Origin of the sequence: Flavobacterium sp. ASV13, assembly GCF_000745775.1 — a bacterium.
Classification (GTDB): domain Bacteria; phylum Bacteroidota; class Bacteroidia; order Flavobacteriales; family Flavobacteriaceae; genus Flavobacterium.
Window position 1 is genome coordinate 230138 of record NZ_KN050752.1, and the last position, 15381, is coordinate 245518.

Below are 15381 nucleotides of genomic sequence, written 5' to 3' on the forward strand. Positions count from 1 at the left end.
GTGCTTTTTTGGTATGTGTTTATTTTTTTAGGTGCAATGTAGTGAACTATGTATCTTTGCAATTCAAATTTAGAGTTCAGATTGCGATTCTGCCCCCTCAGAATAGATTTTTTAATCAGCAATCTAAAATCTACAATCTAAAATCATAAATCAAAATGTCTAGAGATACACAATTAAAAGAGCGATGGGAAAAGCTCGTTGATATACTTTCAAATCAATTTTCGCAAGGCGAAGATCTGGATTTGGATGCCATAATTTACCTTATTGGAGTTCAGGAATTCGGGAAAATACACCGCGAATTCAAAAAAGATGAAAAACTGAACTTAATGCACATCGCCATATGTCGATTATTAGAACCTTACGGATTTTATGAATTCGAATATTTTGATGAAGATGGATGGCCACATTACAAAATAAAAGAGCAATTGCCACCATTGAAAGCCGGAGAACAATCGGTTTTGATGAAAGAAGCTATTGTAAGTTATTTTTTAGAAAGAAACCTTATTGAGTAGTTTTTAGCTACAGAGATAGTTGTAGGTTTATAGAATTATTGATTTGAAAACTGAAAACTGTGACTGTGACTAGACACTTTAAACTAAAAACACTAAATTTGTATTCTCAAGAACCGAAGGAAAATGATAGATAAGATAAAAGTACATATAGAGGAAGCAAAAGCCTTTAATGAGAAAAATAAAGAATCTTTAGAGCAATTCCGAATTAAATATTTAGGAAGTAAGGGGTTATTAAAAGAACTTTTTACTGAGTTTAAAAATATTCCAAATGATCAGAAAAAAGATTTTGGACAAGTAATCAATACTTTAAAAGCTGTTGCTGAAGAAAAAGTTAGAGTTATTCAGGAAGAGCTTGAAAGCAAAGAAGAAGTTAAAGGTGCTTTTGGTGATTTGACTCGTGCTGCTGAGCCAGTAATTGTAGGATCTCGTCACCCGATTTCGATTGTAAAAAATCAGATTATAGATATTTTTGCCAATATTGGATTCAATGTTTCTGAAGGTCCGGAAATTGAAGACGACTGGCATAACTTTACTGCATTGAACTTGCCAGAATATCATCCGGCGCGTGATATGCAGGATACATTTTTCATTCAGACAAATCCTGATGTGTTGTTGCGTACGCATACATCGTCTGTTCAGGTGCGTTATATGGAAAATCACAAACCGCCAATCCGTACGATTTCACCAGGACGTGTTTTCCGTAATGAAGCAATTTCATCTCGTTCACATTGTATTTTCCATCAAGTGGAAGGATTGTACATTGACAAAGATGTTTCGTTTGCCGATTTGAAACAAACATTACTTTATTTCACTAAAGAAATGTTCGGAAAATCAAAGATTCGTCTTCGTCCATCATATTTTCCATTTACAGAACCAAGTGCTGAAATAGATATCTATTGGGGATTAAAAACCGAAACAGATTATAGAATCACAAAAGGTACAGGTTGGTTAGAAATTGGAGGTTGCGGAATGGTAGATCCAAACGTTCTTAAAAACTGCGATATCAATCCAGATGAATACAACGGATTTGCTTTCGGAATGGGAGTAGAGCGTATTGCAATGCTTTTATACCAAATTGGCGATATCAGAATGTTTTATGAAAACGATGTTCGTTTCTTAGAGCAGTTCAAATCAAATATTTAAAAAATAAGTTACTAGTGAATAGTGATTAGTGAAGAGCTTTCTTTCTAATCACTATTTACTTTTTACTATTCACTAAAAATGAAAAAAGATATAATAATTCCAGAAGTCGAAAATGTGTTTCTTGCAGCAGTGCAGGAGTGGAGCGATGATTTTATGGAAAAAGTGTGGTATGCTTATCTAGTAAATGATAGCGACTTTAATTTAGACAGCGTAATGGTAGTTTCAAAAGCATTTGGAACTATTGATGGCGAAATGAAAAAAACTTCGATTCTGCGTCATGCATTTGTTGAAGTTCCTTCGGTTTCTGTTGTTAAAATCGAAATGATTGAGAAAAGTCTTTTGGTTATGAATAACGAATTTATGGTGACTTTCTTCATTGGAAATACTTTATACGACAAGAAATTCATCTTTAAATCAAACCTAATCAACGAAAACAATACGGAAGAAGTGCCGATTTTGTTTGTTGAAGGGATTATGGTGAAGTAGAGAAAAAAGAAGCAAGAAACAAGAAACAAGAAGAAAGACTTCATAGAAATAGAATAAAGAGAAAGAGCCAAGACTGAAATTCAGTTTGGCTCTTTTTTATTTGTAATAGAACAAGTCTTTTCTCTTTCTTCTTTCTTCTTTTCTCTAAAAAAAAATTAATCCAAAGACTCAGTTAATTTTCTAAATACAGATTTTGCGTCTTTTCCTTCATATAAAACGGCATAAACAGCGTTTATAATTGGCGTTTTTGCACCGTAACCTTGATTTAGTTTATAAGCACTTTTTGTTGCGTAATAACCTTCGGCAACCATGCTCATTTCCATCATGGCGCTTTTTACGGTATATCCTTTTCCAATCATATTTCCGAACATTCTGTTTCTTGAGAAAACGGAATATCCAGTAACCAATAAATCGCCCAAATAAGCTGAATCATTGATGTTGCGTTTCATTTTGTGTACTTTTCTGATGAATTTCTTCATTTCGCGAATCGCATTACTCATTAAAACCGACTGGAAGTTGTCGCCATAACCTAAACCATGAGCAATTCCTGCAGCAATAGAGTAAATGTTTTTCAGCATTGCTGCATATTCAGTTCCGATGATATCGTCTGAAATTTTAGCTTTAATGTAATTTCCAGAAAGTGATTTGGCAACATTGCAGGCTTTTTCAGGATCGCCACAAGCAATTGTCAAATACGAAAGTCTTTCTAACGCTACTTCCTCTGCGTGGCAAGGACCTGTAATAACACCAATATTGTAATATGGAATATCATATTGAATATGGAAATGTTCTCCAACAATTAAGCTTGTTTCAGGAACGATTCCTTTAATTGCCGAGAAAATAATTTTGTCTGATAAAGAAACCGTCATGTTTTTCATTTCGGCATCTAAGAAGGCAGATGGGATAGCGAAGATTAAATAATCGGCATATTCAATTGCTTCGTTGATATTGTTTGTTAATTTAAGTTTTTTAGTGTCAAACTCTACTGAACTTAAATAGTTTGGGTTGTGTTTGTATTTTTGAATGTGCTCGATTGCAGCATCGTTGCGCATGTACCATGCAATCTCAGATTGATTTACGCATAACATTTTTGCAATTGCAGTTGCCCAGCTTCCTCCACCAATTACTGCAAATTTTAAATTTTCGCTCATTATTTTAATAATTTAAAACAAAAGTACTTAATAATGTAGTAATAATACAAAATCTGATTTAAGAAATTTGAAAAACCCCTTTAAATACCACGGTTTTTCAAGTGGTTAGAAAAAAAATAAAAAAATATTTTACGTTGTGCACAATAAAACAACTAACCTTACGTTGTAACTGTTTATAAATTAAAATTTTAATGAGTTTAATAAAAATTGAGTTAGTTAGTTTTGTTTTAGTATTGTGAAAAGGCGTTCCTAAAGTTACTTTAAGAACGCCTTTTCTGATTTAATTAATTTTGAAAGTTTAATAACTCAATTCTACGATTGATTTTACTTTTTCTAACGTAACCAATTGATTTTCGCCTAAACCTTTCCAGCCTCTTTCGTCAAAACGATTTACAATAAAATCAGCTGTATTTGAATATTCTGTTGTGTATTGCGAAAGTTTGGTGTCCATTCCCATTGTGTGGAAGAACTCAACGGTTTTGTTGATTGCTTCTTTTGCCACTTCGTCATCTGAACCTGTTAGATTGAAAATACGTCTTCCGTATTGAGCCAGTTTTCCTTTTTTAGTTTCAAACATCACTGTATACAAACTTGGGCCAATAATTGCCAAAGTTCTTGCATGGTCAATTTCGTATAAAGCAGTCAATTCGTGACCAATCATATGTGTTGCCCAATCGCTTGGAACACCTTTTTGAATTAATCCGTTTAAAGCCATTGTACAGCTCCACATAAAGTTAGAAGCCAAAGTATAATCCGTTGGATTCTTGACTACACCAGGACCAACCTGAATTAAGGTCTGTAAAATTCCTTCTGCAATTCTGTCTTGAAGAAAAGCATCATGCGGATACGTCAAGTATTGCTCCATAACATGGGTATAAGCATCTACAACACCGTTTTCGATTTGTCTTTTTGGTAAAGAAGCTATCACAGTTGGGTCGCAAATGGAGAATTGAGGAAATAAAGCGCTTCCGCCAGAAGCTAATTTTTCCTGAGTTGCTTCAATAGTTATCACGTAGCCAGAATTCATTTCACTTCCTGTTGCCGGAAGTGTCAAAACGGTTCCAAAAGGCATTGCGTTTTCTTTAATCAAAATTCTTTTTTGAAGAATATCAAGCGGATTTCCTTCGAAATTAACAGCGCCAGAAATAAATTTCACTCCATCAATTACAGATCCACCACCAACAGCAAGAATAAAATCGATTTTTTCTGTTTTTATTACGTCAACAGCTTTCATTAAAGTTTCAAATCGTGGATTTGGTTCGATTCCGCCAAATTCCACAATTTCAAAGCCTTTCAGATTTTGGATTACCTGATCGTAAATTCCGTTTTTAAAAATACTTCCGCCACCATAAGCCAATAATATTTTAGCATTTTTTGGAACTAAAGTCGAAAGCTTTTCTATTTGCCCTTTTCCGAAAATTAAATTTGTCGGATTATATAATTCAAAGTTTAGCATTTTTTTTAAGGTTCTAAGATGCTAAGCTACTAAGGTTCTAAGGTTTTTTCTTTGAACTTATTTAATAAACTTAGCATGGTTGTTTGTTTAATTTTGTTACTCATCTATTTGCTTATAGGACATTAGCCTTTTAAAATTACTAAGGGAATAACCTTAGAACCTTAGCATCTCAGTCCCTTAGCACCTTATTTATCCAATTTTTTCAACAATTTTCCAGCAACTAATTTAGACGAAGCTGGATTTTGTCCTGTGATTAAAAGTCCGTCTTCAACTGCGTATGGTTGCCAGTTTGGTCCTTTTGAAAAAATTCCGCCGTTTGATGCTAAAGCATCTTCTAATAAAAACGGAACCACTTTTGTCAATCCAACTGCTTCTTCCTCTTCATTGGTAAAACCAGTTATTTTTTTTCCTTTTACCAAATATTGACCATCAACTTTTACATTTTTCAAAACGGCAGGAGCGTGACAAACAAAAGCAACTGGTTTTTTATGATTATAAAAAGATTCGATTAAAGTGATCGAATTTCTGTCTTCAACTAAATCCCAAAGCGGGCCGTGACCTCCTGGATAAAAAACAGCATCATAATCTTTTTGATTTACTGTTGAAAGTTTTAGCGTATGTTTTAGTTTTTCTTGTAAAACTTTATCTGCATCAAAACGTTTTGTGTCTTCAGTTGCTGATGCTGGATCAGAACTTTTAGGATCAATTGGTGGTTGTCCTCCAAGTGGAGATGCAATTGTAATTTCAACTCCCTGATCTAATAATTCGTAATAAGGCGCCGCTAATTCCTCTGACCAGAATCCGGTTTTTTCTCCTGTGTTGCCCAGTTTATCATTACTGGTCACAACAAATAATACTTTTTTCATCCCTTTTTTATTTGATTTTTGTGCCAATGCAGAAATGCTTGTGGCTGTAATTGCAATTATTGCGAGTAGTGCTATTTTTTTCATAAGATTAAATTTTTGACAAATTTACGTCTTAAGTGATATCAGTAAAAATAAAATAAACTATGTTTGTTATAAATAAATTTATGTCATGGTCAATTTAGAATGGTACAGAACATTTAAGGCAGTTTATAAAAACGGAAATTTTTCGATCGCTGCAAAAGAGTTATTTATGAGCCAGCCTGCCGTTAGTCAGCAAATTTCTATGCTTGAAGCACATGTTGGTAATAAATTATTTAATCGAAAGTCAAAAGGCGTAGAACCAACTGAATACGCTAAGTTACTGAATAATTTGATAATAGACGCGCTGGACAGACTCGAAAGTGTCGAAACCGGTTTCCGGGCAAAGGCAGAAGATGCAAACCGATTAATTTCGATTGGAATTTCAAAGCATTTATTTGACTGCGTTGGAGCTCTTTTAATTTCAAAATTTGATTTGATCGATTTTACTTTTGCAGAAAATGATGAGCTTTTTGATTTAGTAAATTCTAAAAAACTTGATTTTGCGATTACGACAAAACGATTTGACACATTTGATACCATTTACGAAATTGTTGGTAAAATAAAACTGATATTGGTTGCACCGACAAGTTTAGATATAACCGAATTTCGTCAAAGATTAAAAACAGACAATTTTGCCGAAATCGAACAATGGCTGAATGCTCAAAAATGGTACAGTCATGATGCTCGTATTCCGCATATAAAATTATTTTGGCTTCATGCTTTTAATAAAAAGAGACCATCGATGATTCCTAATTATATTATCCCTTCAGAATCTGAAATGCTAAGACTATTGTCTAAAAATGATGGTATAGCTGCAACATGGAATTGCAATGCAAGAAATTATATTAAAGAAAATAAACTGCAATTGGTTTGGAACAGTTTTCATGTTCCGGAAGAGTTTGTGTATTTATTAGCGCCAAAAAACAATAGTGTAAAGTCGATTTTTGAAGTTATTGAGAAAGAACTTAAATTGTTTTTTGGAAATAGGTTGTAGTTTGATAATGTGTATTTTATGTTTTTTTGTTATTCATAAAACATATGAAAATTCTGCTGTTTTGTTTTGATTTTGTTTTTTTAAGGGATAATTTTGAGAAACGAACCGCTAAAAGTTTCCAATTATGAAAAAAATTTTGACAATTTCAGTGTTTGCTTTAGTATTTTTTATTTCTAATTCCTGTAGTAAAGCAGAAGAATCTATCGTAGATTGTGCTTTTGAATCTGCTTATGTACAAATACATAATTCTACAGATGGCACTAATCCAAAATTAATGAATTATTCAATTGAATATACTGGATCTGGTACTTTACAAAGTGTAACATGGACATTTGGAGATGGGAAAACAGGAACTGGTGCAGTTGTTACTCATACTTATGCTGCTGCTGGGACCTATGAAGCGGTAGCAACTGTTACGGTTAAAAAAGATGGTTCAGAATGTGGTACAACTAAGAAGCGTACTGTTACAGTGAATTAATGCTAAAGCATAAAAATAAATATGGCCTGATTTTTTTAAAATCAGGCCATATTTATTTTTTGTAAAAATTATTGTGATCAATATATTCCCAAACCTTCGGAGGAAGTAAAGGCTGAATATTTTTTCCTTCTTTAATATTGTTTCTAATGAAAGTGGAAGAAATCTCTACAATAGGTGCATCGATTACATGAATTTTTGGATGCGATTTTAATTCCGTGTTTTCAGGTTCATTAGAAATTCTTGGATAGACATAAATATCATGATTTTCAAGAATCACTTCATAATTTCTCCATTTATGAAACGTTTTCAGATTGTCTTCACCCATAATTAATGAAAACTCATGATTTGGATATTTTTCCTGTAAATGAGCGAGCGTGATTACGGTATAACTCGGCTGAGGCAATTTAAACTCAATATCTGATGGTTTTATCTTTGGATAATCTTCTGTTGCCAGAAAAACCATTTGCAAGCGTTGTTGATCGTCTAATAAAGTTGCTTTCTTCTTTAATGGATTATGCGGTGTAACAACCATCCAAATTTGGTCTAAACCAGCATATTCTGCCATATGATTGGCAATAATCAAATGACCAACGTGAATGGGATTATAAGTTCCGAAATATAGACCTATTTTCATTTTTTATAGTTTCACAGAGATTCGCTAAGATAGCACAAAGATTCGCAAAGTTTAAAATAATACTTTTGCGAATCTCTGTGTTTTTTCTTGTGTATTTCTGCGGAATAAAATTATTTATTTACGAAAGCCTTCACTAATTGATAAGCTTCTTCCTTAGCAGTATCTAAATCGTAATTTTTAATAATAGTATCAAATTGAGGCGCTGTTGCTAATTCAACAGAAGCTTTAGCAATTCGCATATTGATTTTGTCATCACTTTCTGTTGATCTTTGCTTTAAGCGACGTTTAAGCTCGTCAACACTTGGAGGCTTTACAAAAACAGCTAAAGTTTGTTCTGGAAATTTATGTTTGATTCGAAGACCGCCGGCAACATCAATATCAAAAATCACATTTTTTCCTAAAGCCCAGATTCTTTCAATTTCGGCTTTCAAAGTTCCGTAGAAATTATCGCGGTAAACTTCTTCCCATTCCAGGAATTCTTCCGCTTTAATGTGTTTTTTGAATTGTTCCAGCGAAATAAAATAATAATCTTTTCCGTGTTCTTCTTCTCCGCGTGGGTCGCGTGAAGCCGCTGAGATTGAAAATTCTAAGTTTAAATCTTCTTTCCCTAGTAAATGTTTTACTATAGTTGTTTTTCCTGATCCTGAAGGTGCTGAAAAAACAATTAATTTTCCTTTGTTCATTGTGTATGCTTTAGGCTTTAAGCAATACGCTTTAAGCTTTAATTTTGTGTGGTATTTACAAGACGTTCAAAACTTGCTCTTTAATCTTCTCTAATTCATCTTTCATCATCACAACCAATTTCTGCATTTGAGCATGATTTGATTTTGAACCCATTGTATTGATTTCACGGCCCATTTCCTGAGTAATGAAACCAAGTTTACGGCCGTTTGCTTCAGTTCCGTTTAAAGTTTCCAGGAAATAGTCCAAATGATTCGTCAAACGTACTTTTTCCTCAGTGATATCTAATTTCTCTAAATAATAGATTAATTCCTGCTCAAAACGATTTTCATCGACATTTACTTGTAATTCTGAAATCGCAGTTTGCAAACGGTCTTTGATAGCTTGTACACGTTCCGGGTCAAGTGCTAAAGCGTCATCCATATATTGACGAATATTTCCAATTCGTAAGTTGAATTCTTTTTCAAGAGATGCTCCTTCGTCTTTTCTAAAACTTAAAATGTTTTGGAGTGCTTCGTCAATTGTAACCTGAATTTGATCCCAGTCATTTTCATCAATTTCCTCACGTTCTGTTTTTAATGTATCCGGCATACGAACAGCCATTTTCATTAATTCAGTCACGTCAGCATCAGGATAAACTTCTTGCAATTGCGCAATATAATTTTTTACAACAGGAACATTTACTTTAGTTGAAGTCTGTTCAGCTGTGCTTTCAATATAAATACCGAAATCTATTTTACCTCTTTCAAGTTTCGTCGAAATCAAAGTTCTTAAACCTAATTCCATTTCGCGGTAAACCGATGGCATTCGCACATTTAAATCTAAACCTTTGCTGTTTAGAGATTTTACTTCAACCGTAATTTTTTTTGTAGGCAATTGCAAAGAAGCTTTGCCAAACCCTGTCATAGAATGTATCATATAATTGAGTATAAAGGCGCAAAGATAATTAAAAGTTTGCTGCTTTGTGTTCTAAATTGTTAATCAGTTTCGTACAGAAAGGTTTTTATTTTCTTACGATAATGCTTTGATAACTTCAGCAACATTTTTTTGGCTGTTGCCAATGTAAATTTTGCCGTCAATTATAAAAACCGGACGACTTAAAAAAGTGTAATGTTCCAGAATATATTTTTTAAAATCAGCTTCCGTCAGATTTTTGTTTTTTAAATCCATTGATTTGTACAATTGCGCTTTCTTGCTAAATAAAAGTTCATAGCTTCCAGAGAGTTTGTACATTTCTTCAAGTTCCGTTTCCGTAATCGGATTTTGTCTGATGTCTTGAAAAACCAGATTGTTTTCCGGCAAGCTTTTGATGATTTTGCGGCAAGTATCGCAAGAAGCTAAGTAATATATTTTGTTCATTTTTTGTGAATTTTGTTAGAATGCAAAGAAAATCCATTTAAAGCTTAAAATTGATTAATTTTAGAAAAAAAATATAATTATGAACTCAGTTTTTGAAGTACAAAAAACCATTAGAGAAAATCTTTTGAAGGTTTTAGACAATCATTCATTAGAGCAATTAAATAAAATTCCGGAAGGATTTAGCAATAATCTGATTTGGAACATTGCACATTGTGTCTCATCACAGCAAGTTTTAGTGTACAAATTATCAGGTTTGCCAACATTGGTTTCTGAAGAATTTATTGCGAAGTACAAAAAAGGGACAAAACCTGAAGGCGATGTTTCTCAAGCCGAAGTTGATGAAATCAGGAATTTGCTTTCAGCTACATTAACGCAAACAGAAAAAGATTTTGAAGCAAATGTTTTTGTTAGTTACAATGAATATTTAACAAGCATGGGATTTACATTACGCAATGTTGAAGATGCTTTGAATTTTAATAATTATCACGAGGGCATTCACACCGGAATTGTGTGGAGCATTAGAAAATTTGTTTAAAAATAAAAGCCGTAAGTTAGGTTTTATATAACACCAGTTTTTAAGCTGGTGTTTTTTTTGTCTAATATGGATTTTACAAACCTCGGCTAATTTTAGATTTATAAAATTTCCATAAAACATCGTAGCATACTAATTCATGGATTCGATTATTAGAATAATATAATCTGTTAAGGGACATATGCACGAAGCTTGAGATTAAATAAGTCAATTTGTTCTCTGGTATCGATTCCTGTTTTATAACTTTTAGGATTTCGTCTATATTATATTTTATTGCAGTATTTGTTATGATATTATTAGTATCCAATAATTGCTTATGGATTGATTCTTTATGATTGTTATAGACTTTTTCAATTTGTTTTTTATTTTCTTTGTTAATGTCAAATTCTTTGTTGAATGAATTTCTAAGTCTTTCCATAAAACTTAATTTTTGAGAATCTGTTAATTCAAAATGAGTCAAATAAAAATCTATTAGTTTTAGACTGAAGATAGGTTTAGACTCTGGAACAATATCAGGGCCGTCATTTTTTGTTGTAGCTAGAAAATTAATTATTTCGACGCTATCATTAAAAAAAACTTCTTCTGCTAATTCCATTGTATTTAAACCATATCGTTCGATTTCTCTATCGTAACAATCTATTTGTAGAGACCAAACCGATTTAGACTCTAAGTATTCTTGTAACAAATTGTTGAATTCATTTATTACGTGTCCGATATTTTTTTTATCTGTAAGTTCAAGCCGGAATCTGATGTGATAATTTGGATCATTATATCTAATAAAAAACCATTTTTTTATATAATTTTCTCTGATAAGTTGTTCTGTAAGAGGATTAATGATTTCAGTTAATAAAACATCAGATACTTTGTAGCCACAATATATTTTAAAGTATAGCCAATCGTCGCCAGGAAAAAAGCGATTTTTTATTTTTTCAACCATTATGATTAGTTTGTGTGGTTTTTATAAATTGAAATGATTACTTGATTGGTGAAATTATTTTCTCCTCTTTGTACTATTTGATTTTCATCTGAGAAGAGAAATTCTTCAAGGCTTATTTTTTCTTTTTTGGAAACGATATCAAGCATAACATTAATCGATCTTTTGTTTTCGAGATCGATTAATAGTTCATTGTCTGCTTCAATTAAATTAATATATCGAGGAATTTTCCATTCTGTTCTTAGATCTTTTATCGTTTCTTTTAGGCTATTATAATTGTCCGTTTTAAAAAGAGACACTAAGTCTTCTTTGTTGAAATTCCATGTTGCCTTTCTAAAAATAATGTCTTTATATTCTACTCTTGGAACAAACTTATATAGTTTAGAAATATTCCCTAAGTCAAGCCGAATTCCTTTTCTTTTATCTGCTAATTGCAAATCACATAAAAATCTATATATAGGCGTATTGTTAAATCCATAGTTGTGGGCGTTGATTAATCGTGGGATTACTTTTTTGTTCTTTGAAACAGAACGAAGCATTATTTTTCCGGTATCACTAACAGAAACGACTAAATCAGTAATAGGAATTTGATTGTCTATTTTTTTTATAGATTTTGCGAGATAAGGGATTTCATAATCGTATAAGGATGATCTCGAAGTAATATTTCCAACTCTTGCTTCTGATAAATGGACAATTTCAGCTAAAACCACATCTTTATTAAATTTTTTGTCAATCGCGCTTATTTGCTCTGCATAATTTCGAATTTCCGGATCAGCGATTGTGAACCTTCCGATTAGATTTGCTGCAGTTGAACCTCCGCCACCTGTTAGTAATATTTTTTGTTTGCCATCTGTAAAAATAAATTCGGTAATAAAAGACATTGTTTCCGGAAGATTATCCCAATTGTCATTAGTTCGCGGTAATTTATCCTTGTCCAGAATAATGCTGTATTCATTTCTTCTATAGGCGTCAGTAATTTTTTCGTGTAAATGAATATCTGTACTGTTTAGTTTAATATCAGGCAATGAATTTCTTTTTTTTAATACCATATGATTAATAAAAGAGTCATCAGGTAATATATTATGGTACATGCTTTCATTATAAGCAATTCCGAATTCAGAATCTAATGCTATGGACAAAGGAATTTCTGACTCACCAAATTTTTCACCAAATTGCTTTTTAAAATGTTGTAAAGAGTGATTCTCGTAAATTGGTGATACATGATTTAAGATCATTATTCCCTCTCTTATATCTTTAATTATAGTTTTGCTGAGAGTGTTTTCTTTTGTTGCAATTTTTAAATCAGTTTGGAATAGAAATTTAGGATCAAATCTGGTTTTGAATTCACGCAATAGTTCGTGTATATCATTGTATTTAGAGATTTGATTTCCAATTCTTGTATCTAATTTTTCAATTTTGTCGGCTATAGAGTCGATGATAATTCTAATGTCCTCTATGCCCTCATTTTTTTTGATTATTTGCTGGAGCAGCACAAAATAATCCTCACCTATTAATAATGGTTCAAGCTCGCTGATAAGTAATTGGTTATCGGCTAGCTCTGTTATAAATCCTATAGCGTCATCATAATCTACATCAGTAAATTTATTTATTAATTCGCTGGCGATTTCAGAAATCAGGTGTCCATTTTTTGAAAATGATAAAACAAAATCCAATACTTCTGTTTTTTCAACAGAAACAATTTCGTGGAATCTTTTTAGACCAAAATACTTGTACTCAATATAACGTAACTCATTATTTACATTGTACAAAGTTGAATTAGAGAAAAAACGAATGTTGTTTTTAATTCGAGGATCTTTAACCAAATCATTAACAAGAGAAACTAAATAAAACATATCCAGTTTAGTGTGCCTTGTATGATTCTTGTAATCACTAATCGAGATGTTGTTTTGCTCTGCAAAAGATCCAATAGAGTAACCGGCATATAGCCCAAAAGGAGTGCACCTTGAAGACATACGGGTTAAGTATTTTGTAAGTGAGTTTTTTAATTTTTCGATTTTTTTCGGATCAACCAGTTCTCCATCCAGCCATTGTTTTAAGGTGAAATAAAGGCTGGGGGAAGATATAAAAAGGGCTTCCTGTATAAGAGTGTTATTAAATTTTTTTTTAAAAGCTGATTCATTTTCTTCTATGTCATTGTAAAAAGCAAATAAATCTGAAATGGGATATAAAGGCGTTCGTAAAATATATTTTGTAAATAATTTATAAGGAAAGTTACTCATTGTATTTAGGTTGTATAAAATTAAATACTTTATATATGGTGTCTAGAAGAGAAATTGTTGATATAATTTTAGAACTTAAAGGGGGTGGGAAATAAATCTATTGTAGAAATAAACATTCATCCCATTTAAGTCTTTCCGAGCTGAAAGTTTCAAGTAATGTAAGACCAATGCCTGATAATCCATATAAGATTGATAAGTCATTATTATCCTTTATGGTTAGATTTTCTAAACCTAATTTTAACCAAAATTGGCTTGTTTTGTCGAGGTCTTTGTCTTTAGTTATTCTATAGGCATCTGAGAAAATTTTAGAAGCACCAAAGTATCCATGACAAAAACCATTTGTTTGTAATAATGATTGTTCTAAATTCATTCTATAAGCTGATTTTTTTAAAATTCTGATTCCTTCATCTTTGTGCTTTTCCTTTTGATTATAATTGATAGAGGTGTTTAGAAGATTTATTCCGATGCCTAAGTCTCCAGAACACCAGGAAAGAGCACTAGAGTATTTAACAATTCCTTCCGAATCTAGATAATTTGGAAATATTGAAATTCCGGTATTTTTTGTGTCTTTGTATTTAAATAAATAATCTGCATAACAATCTGCTAATATCAATGATTCTTTCTGAAGCTTTGATATTTTTGATATTTTGTTGAGAATGAATATAATGCTGGAAATACCATGAGCTAATCCAAAGGCTACTCTGTTTTGAAAACTCATTTTAACTGTAATCTCTTTTTCTTTAGCGAATAATTCTATGTCAGTAAAGAGGTGTTTCAGATTTTCAACCAGCATAAGAAGATGATCTTCGATTAATTCTTTACTTTTAAACACGGTAGATTGTTCCCATCGATCAACAAAATAATGTGCATACCCTATGGCCCCATGTAAAGCATCAATGTTTTTTTCAAGTAATGATTCTTGGATGTAATAAGAAGCGTAGGTGTCAATATCTGATAAAACTTCATTATTTGAAGAATCTATAAACTTTTCTTTTATTAAATGATTTATAACCCAACCTAATCCTATTATTCCATTACAATAAGTAGGCTTTGAATATCCTTCGTTAATTTTATCAATACACTTTTCTAAAATTTGCTGTCCAGTCTTATTTTCTGTTTTAAAATTTTTGGAGTAATAGAAATTAAACAATGCTAAACCAGATAGACCGTTTAAAACTCCAATGTCTTCCATATTATGAAAACCATAACTTATTCTCTCATTAATTGAGTGAATTTTTGATTCTATTAAGGTCATGATTTTCTAAAAGGTTAATAAAAAATCCAAAACTTTTCCGTTTTGGATTTATTTGGATTGATACATGTTTATTTATTGAGGTTGTCTGATTGGCCATTACCGATAATGATAATTGTCTTGCAAACTTCATAATTTAAGATTTTAGTGCTATTTAATCATTAAATGATGTTACATTAAAACCGATAAGATTGCAGAAATCATATTAATAAACTCAAAAATATATTAGCATAAGTTTTATTTAATAATGAAAAGAAATTAGTATCCAAAATTATTATTTTAGATACTAATTTCTTCGAGAGCATTAGGATTGTCTGCTGATACAATTTCCGTAATCATTATTGCCGTCGTCACCAATACCATATTCGCAACTTGAAAGATGTGTTGTGTCATTATACGGAGCAGTTACAGTTGGAGAACCTGGGAATTTTATGGGAACACCATCTCCACCACCACCTTTGACATTGGCTAACTGTTCATTTTCTAAAGCATTGAAATTAAGATTGTCTAATTTTGAAATAGTAATTTTCGATAATTTAAGATTAGTTTTCATAATTTTTCTTTTTAATTAAGATAAGTATT

General features: G+C 31.8%; 17 protein-coding genes. 6 read left to right on the top strand and 11 right to left on the bottom strand.

Annotation, left to right across the window (positions count from 1 at the left end; translation table 11 throughout):
* Nucleotides 1-155 precede the first annotated feature (155 nt).
* The 3 genes from GQ47_RS21540 (at nucleotide 156) to GQ47_RS21550 (ending at nucleotide 2141) form a co-directional block, all read left to right on the top strand.
* Nucleotides 156-512 (top strand): hypothetical protein, encoded by a 357-nt coding sequence (locus tag GQ47_RS21540; RefSeq protein WP_035652978.1) that lies wholly within the window; start codon nucleotides 156-158, stop codon nucleotides 510-512.
* Nucleotides 513-635: 123 nt separating this feature from the next.
* A complete protein-coding gene (pheS, locus tag GQ47_RS21545; RefSeq protein ID WP_035652981.1) occupies nucleotides 636-1655 on the top strand; it encodes a phenylalanine--tRNA ligase subunit alpha in 1020 nt (339 codons plus the stop codon).
* Nucleotides 1656-1733: 78 nt separating this feature from the next.
* Nucleotides 1734-2141 carry a hypothetical protein gene (locus GQ47_RS21550; RefSeq protein ID WP_035652984.1) on the top strand — a complete coding sequence of 136 codons (408 nt, stop codon included), beginning with the start codon at nucleotides 1734-1736 and terminating at the stop codon, nucleotides 2139-2141.
* Between the two features lie 155 nt (nucleotides 2142-2296).
* Here GQ47_RS21550 and GQ47_RS21555 read toward each other — a convergent pair whose 3' ends face one another.
* From GQ47_RS21555 to GQ47_RS21565, 3 genes are all read right to left on the bottom strand, one after another.
* Entirely contained in the window at nucleotides 2297-3292 is a 996-nt protein-coding gene (locus tag GQ47_RS21555; RefSeq protein ID WP_035652985.1) for an NAD(P)H-dependent glycerol-3-phosphate dehydrogenase, read from the bottom strand.
* A gap of 298 nt (nucleotides 3293-3590) precedes the next feature.
* Nucleotides 3591-4748, bottom strand: a complete 1158-nt coding sequence (locus GQ47_RS21560; RefSeq protein WP_035652987.1) for an iron-containing alcohol dehydrogenase — start codon at nucleotides 4746-4748, stop codon at nucleotides 3591-3593.
* 185 nt (nucleotides 4749-4933) lie between these two features.
* Nucleotides 4934-5698 (bottom strand): type 1 glutamine amidotransferase domain-containing protein, encoded by a 765-nt coding sequence (locus tag GQ47_RS21565; protein ID WP_035652989.1) that lies wholly within the window; start codon nucleotides 5696-5698, stop codon nucleotides 4934-4936.
* Nucleotides 5699-5783: 85 nt separating this feature from the next.
* Between GQ47_RS21565 and GQ47_RS21570 the strand changes: the two genes are divergently transcribed.
* Nucleotides 5784-6689, top strand: coding sequence for a LysR family transcriptional regulator (locus GQ47_RS21570; protein WP_035652991.1), 906 nt, complete (start codon nucleotides 5784-5786; stop codon nucleotides 6687-6689).
* Nucleotides 6690-6825: 136 nt separating this feature from the next.
* Nucleotides 6826-7167, top strand: coding sequence for a PKD domain-containing protein (locus tag GQ47_RS21575; RefSeq protein ID WP_238568021.1), 342 nt, complete (start codon nucleotides 6826-6828; stop codon nucleotides 7165-7167).
* A gap of 52 nt (nucleotides 7168-7219) precedes the next feature.
* Here the strand turns inward: GQ47_RS21575 and nadD are convergent, their stop codons facing one another.
* The 4 genes from nadD to GQ47_RS21595 form a co-directional block, all read right to left on the bottom strand.
* Entirely contained in the window at nucleotides 7220-7801 is a 582-nt protein-coding gene (gene nadD, locus GQ47_RS21580) for a nicotinate (nicotinamide) nucleotide adenylyltransferase (RefSeq protein ID WP_035652994.1), read from the bottom strand.
* Between the two features lie 110 nt (nucleotides 7802-7911).
* Entirely contained in the window at nucleotides 7912-8484 is a 573-nt protein-coding gene (gmk, locus tag GQ47_RS21585) for a guanylate kinase (protein ID WP_035652996.1), read from the bottom strand.
* 55 nt (nucleotides 8485-8539) lie between these two features.
* A complete protein-coding gene (locus GQ47_RS21590; protein ID WP_035652998.1) occupies nucleotides 8540-9400 on the bottom strand; it encodes a YicC/YloC family endoribonuclease in 861 nt (286 codons plus the stop codon).
* Nucleotides 9401-9493: 93 nt separating this feature from the next.
* On the bottom strand, nucleotides 9494-9841 hold the full coding sequence (locus tag GQ47_RS21595) for an arsenate reductase family protein (protein ID WP_035652999.1): 348 nt from the start codon (nucleotides 9839-9841) through the stop codon (nucleotides 9494-9496).
* Nucleotides 9842-9920: 79 nt separating this feature from the next.
* On the opposite strand from GQ47_RS21595, the gene GQ47_RS21600 reads away from it, so the two are divergent.
* Nucleotides 9921-10376, top strand: a complete 456-nt coding sequence (locus GQ47_RS21600) for a DinB family protein (protein ID WP_035653000.1) — start codon at nucleotides 9921-9923, stop codon at nucleotides 10374-10376.
* A gap of 73 nt (nucleotides 10377-10449) precedes the next feature.
* Here GQ47_RS21600 and GQ47_RS21605 read toward each other — a convergent pair whose 3' ends face one another.
* From GQ47_RS21605 to GQ47_RS21620, 4 genes are all read right to left on the bottom strand, one after another.
* Entirely contained in the window at nucleotides 10450-11310 is an 861-nt protein-coding gene (locus tag GQ47_RS21605; RefSeq protein WP_035653001.1) for a thiopeptide-type bacteriocin biosynthesis protein, read from the bottom strand.
* A 5-nt stretch (nucleotides 11311-11315) separates the two neighbouring features.
* A complete protein-coding gene (locus tag GQ47_RS21610) occupies nucleotides 11316-13547 on the bottom strand; it encodes a lantibiotic dehydratase family protein (RefSeq protein ID WP_035653004.1) in 2232 nt (743 codons plus the stop codon).
* A 97-nt stretch (nucleotides 13548-13644) separates the two neighbouring features.
* Nucleotides 13645-14802: a lanthionine synthetase LanC family protein gene (locus GQ47_RS21615; RefSeq protein WP_035653007.1), complete on the bottom strand. Its 1158-nt coding sequence runs from the start codon at nucleotides 14800-14802 to the stop codon at nucleotides 13645-13647.
* Nucleotides 14803-15103: 301 nt separating this feature from the next.
* Nucleotides 15104-15352, bottom strand: coding sequence for a hypothetical protein (locus GQ47_RS21620; RefSeq protein WP_035653008.1), 249 nt, complete (start codon nucleotides 15350-15352; stop codon nucleotides 15104-15106).
* Between the last annotated feature and the right edge of the window lie 29 nt (nucleotides 15353-15381).

What these genes read in the sequence shown, in the direction of transcription:
- GQ47_RS21540 (WP_035652978.1), top strand. Translation starts at nt 156, where the DNA reads ATGTCTAGAGATACACAATTAAAAGAGCGATGGGAAAAGCTCGTTGAT.
- pheS (WP_035652981.1), top strand. Translation starts at nt 636, where the DNA reads ATGATAGATAAGATAAAAGTACATATAGAGGAAGCAAAAGCCTTTAAT.
- GQ47_RS21550 (WP_035652984.1), top strand. Translation starts at nt 1,734, where the DNA reads ATGAAAAAAGATATAATAATTCCAGAAGTCGAAAATGTGTTTCTTGCA.
- GQ47_RS21555 (WP_035652985.1), bottom strand. Translation starts at nt 3,292, where the DNA reads ATGAGCGAAAATTTAAAATTTGCAGTAATTGGTGGAGGAAGCTGGGCA.
- GQ47_RS21560 (WP_035652987.1), bottom strand. Translation starts at nt 4,748, where the DNA reads ATGCTAAACTTTGAATTATATAATCCGACAAATTTAATTTTCGGAAAA.
- GQ47_RS21565 (WP_035652989.1), bottom strand. Translation starts at nt 5,698, where the DNA reads ATGAAAAAAATAGCACTACTCGCAATAATTGCAATTACAGCCACAAGC.
- GQ47_RS21570 (WP_035652991.1), top strand. Translation starts at nt 5,784, where the DNA reads ATGGTCAATTTAGAATGGTACAGAACATTTAAGGCAGTTTATAAAAAC.
- nadD (WP_035652994.1), bottom strand. Translation starts at nt 7,801, where the DNA reads ATGAAAATAGGTCTATATTTCGGAACTTATAATCCCATTCACGTTGGT.
- gmk (WP_035652996.1), bottom strand. Translation starts at nt 8,484, where the DNA reads ATGAACAAAGGAAAATTAATTGTTTTTTCAGCACCTTCAGGATCAGGA.
- GQ47_RS21590 (WP_035652998.1), bottom strand. Translation starts at nt 9,400, where the DNA reads ATGATACATTCTATGACAGGGTTTGGCAAAGCTTCTTTGCAATTGCCT.
- GQ47_RS21595 (WP_035652999.1), bottom strand. Translation starts at nt 9,841, where the DNA reads ATGAACAAAATATATTACTTAGCTTCTTGCGATACTTGCCGCAAAATC.
- GQ47_RS21600 (WP_035653000.1), top strand. Translation starts at nt 9,921, where the DNA reads ATGAACTCAGTTTTTGAAGTACAAAAAACCATTAGAGAAAATCTTTTG.
- GQ47_RS21605 (WP_035653001.1), bottom strand. Translation starts at nt 11,310, where the DNA reads ATGGTTGAAAAAATAAAAAATCGCTTTTTTCCTGGCGACGATTGGCTA.
- GQ47_RS21610 (WP_035653004.1), bottom strand. Translation starts at nt 13,547, where the DNA reads ATGAGTAACTTTCCTTATAAATTATTTACAAAATATATTTTACGAACG.
- GQ47_RS21615 (WP_035653007.1), bottom strand. Translation starts at nt 14,802, where the DNA reads ATGACCTTAATAGAATCAAAAATTCACTCAATTAATGAGAGAATAAGT.
- GQ47_RS21620 (WP_035653008.1), bottom strand. Translation starts at nt 15,352, where the DNA reads ATGAAAACTAATCTTAAATTATCGAAAATTACTATTTCAAAATTAGAC.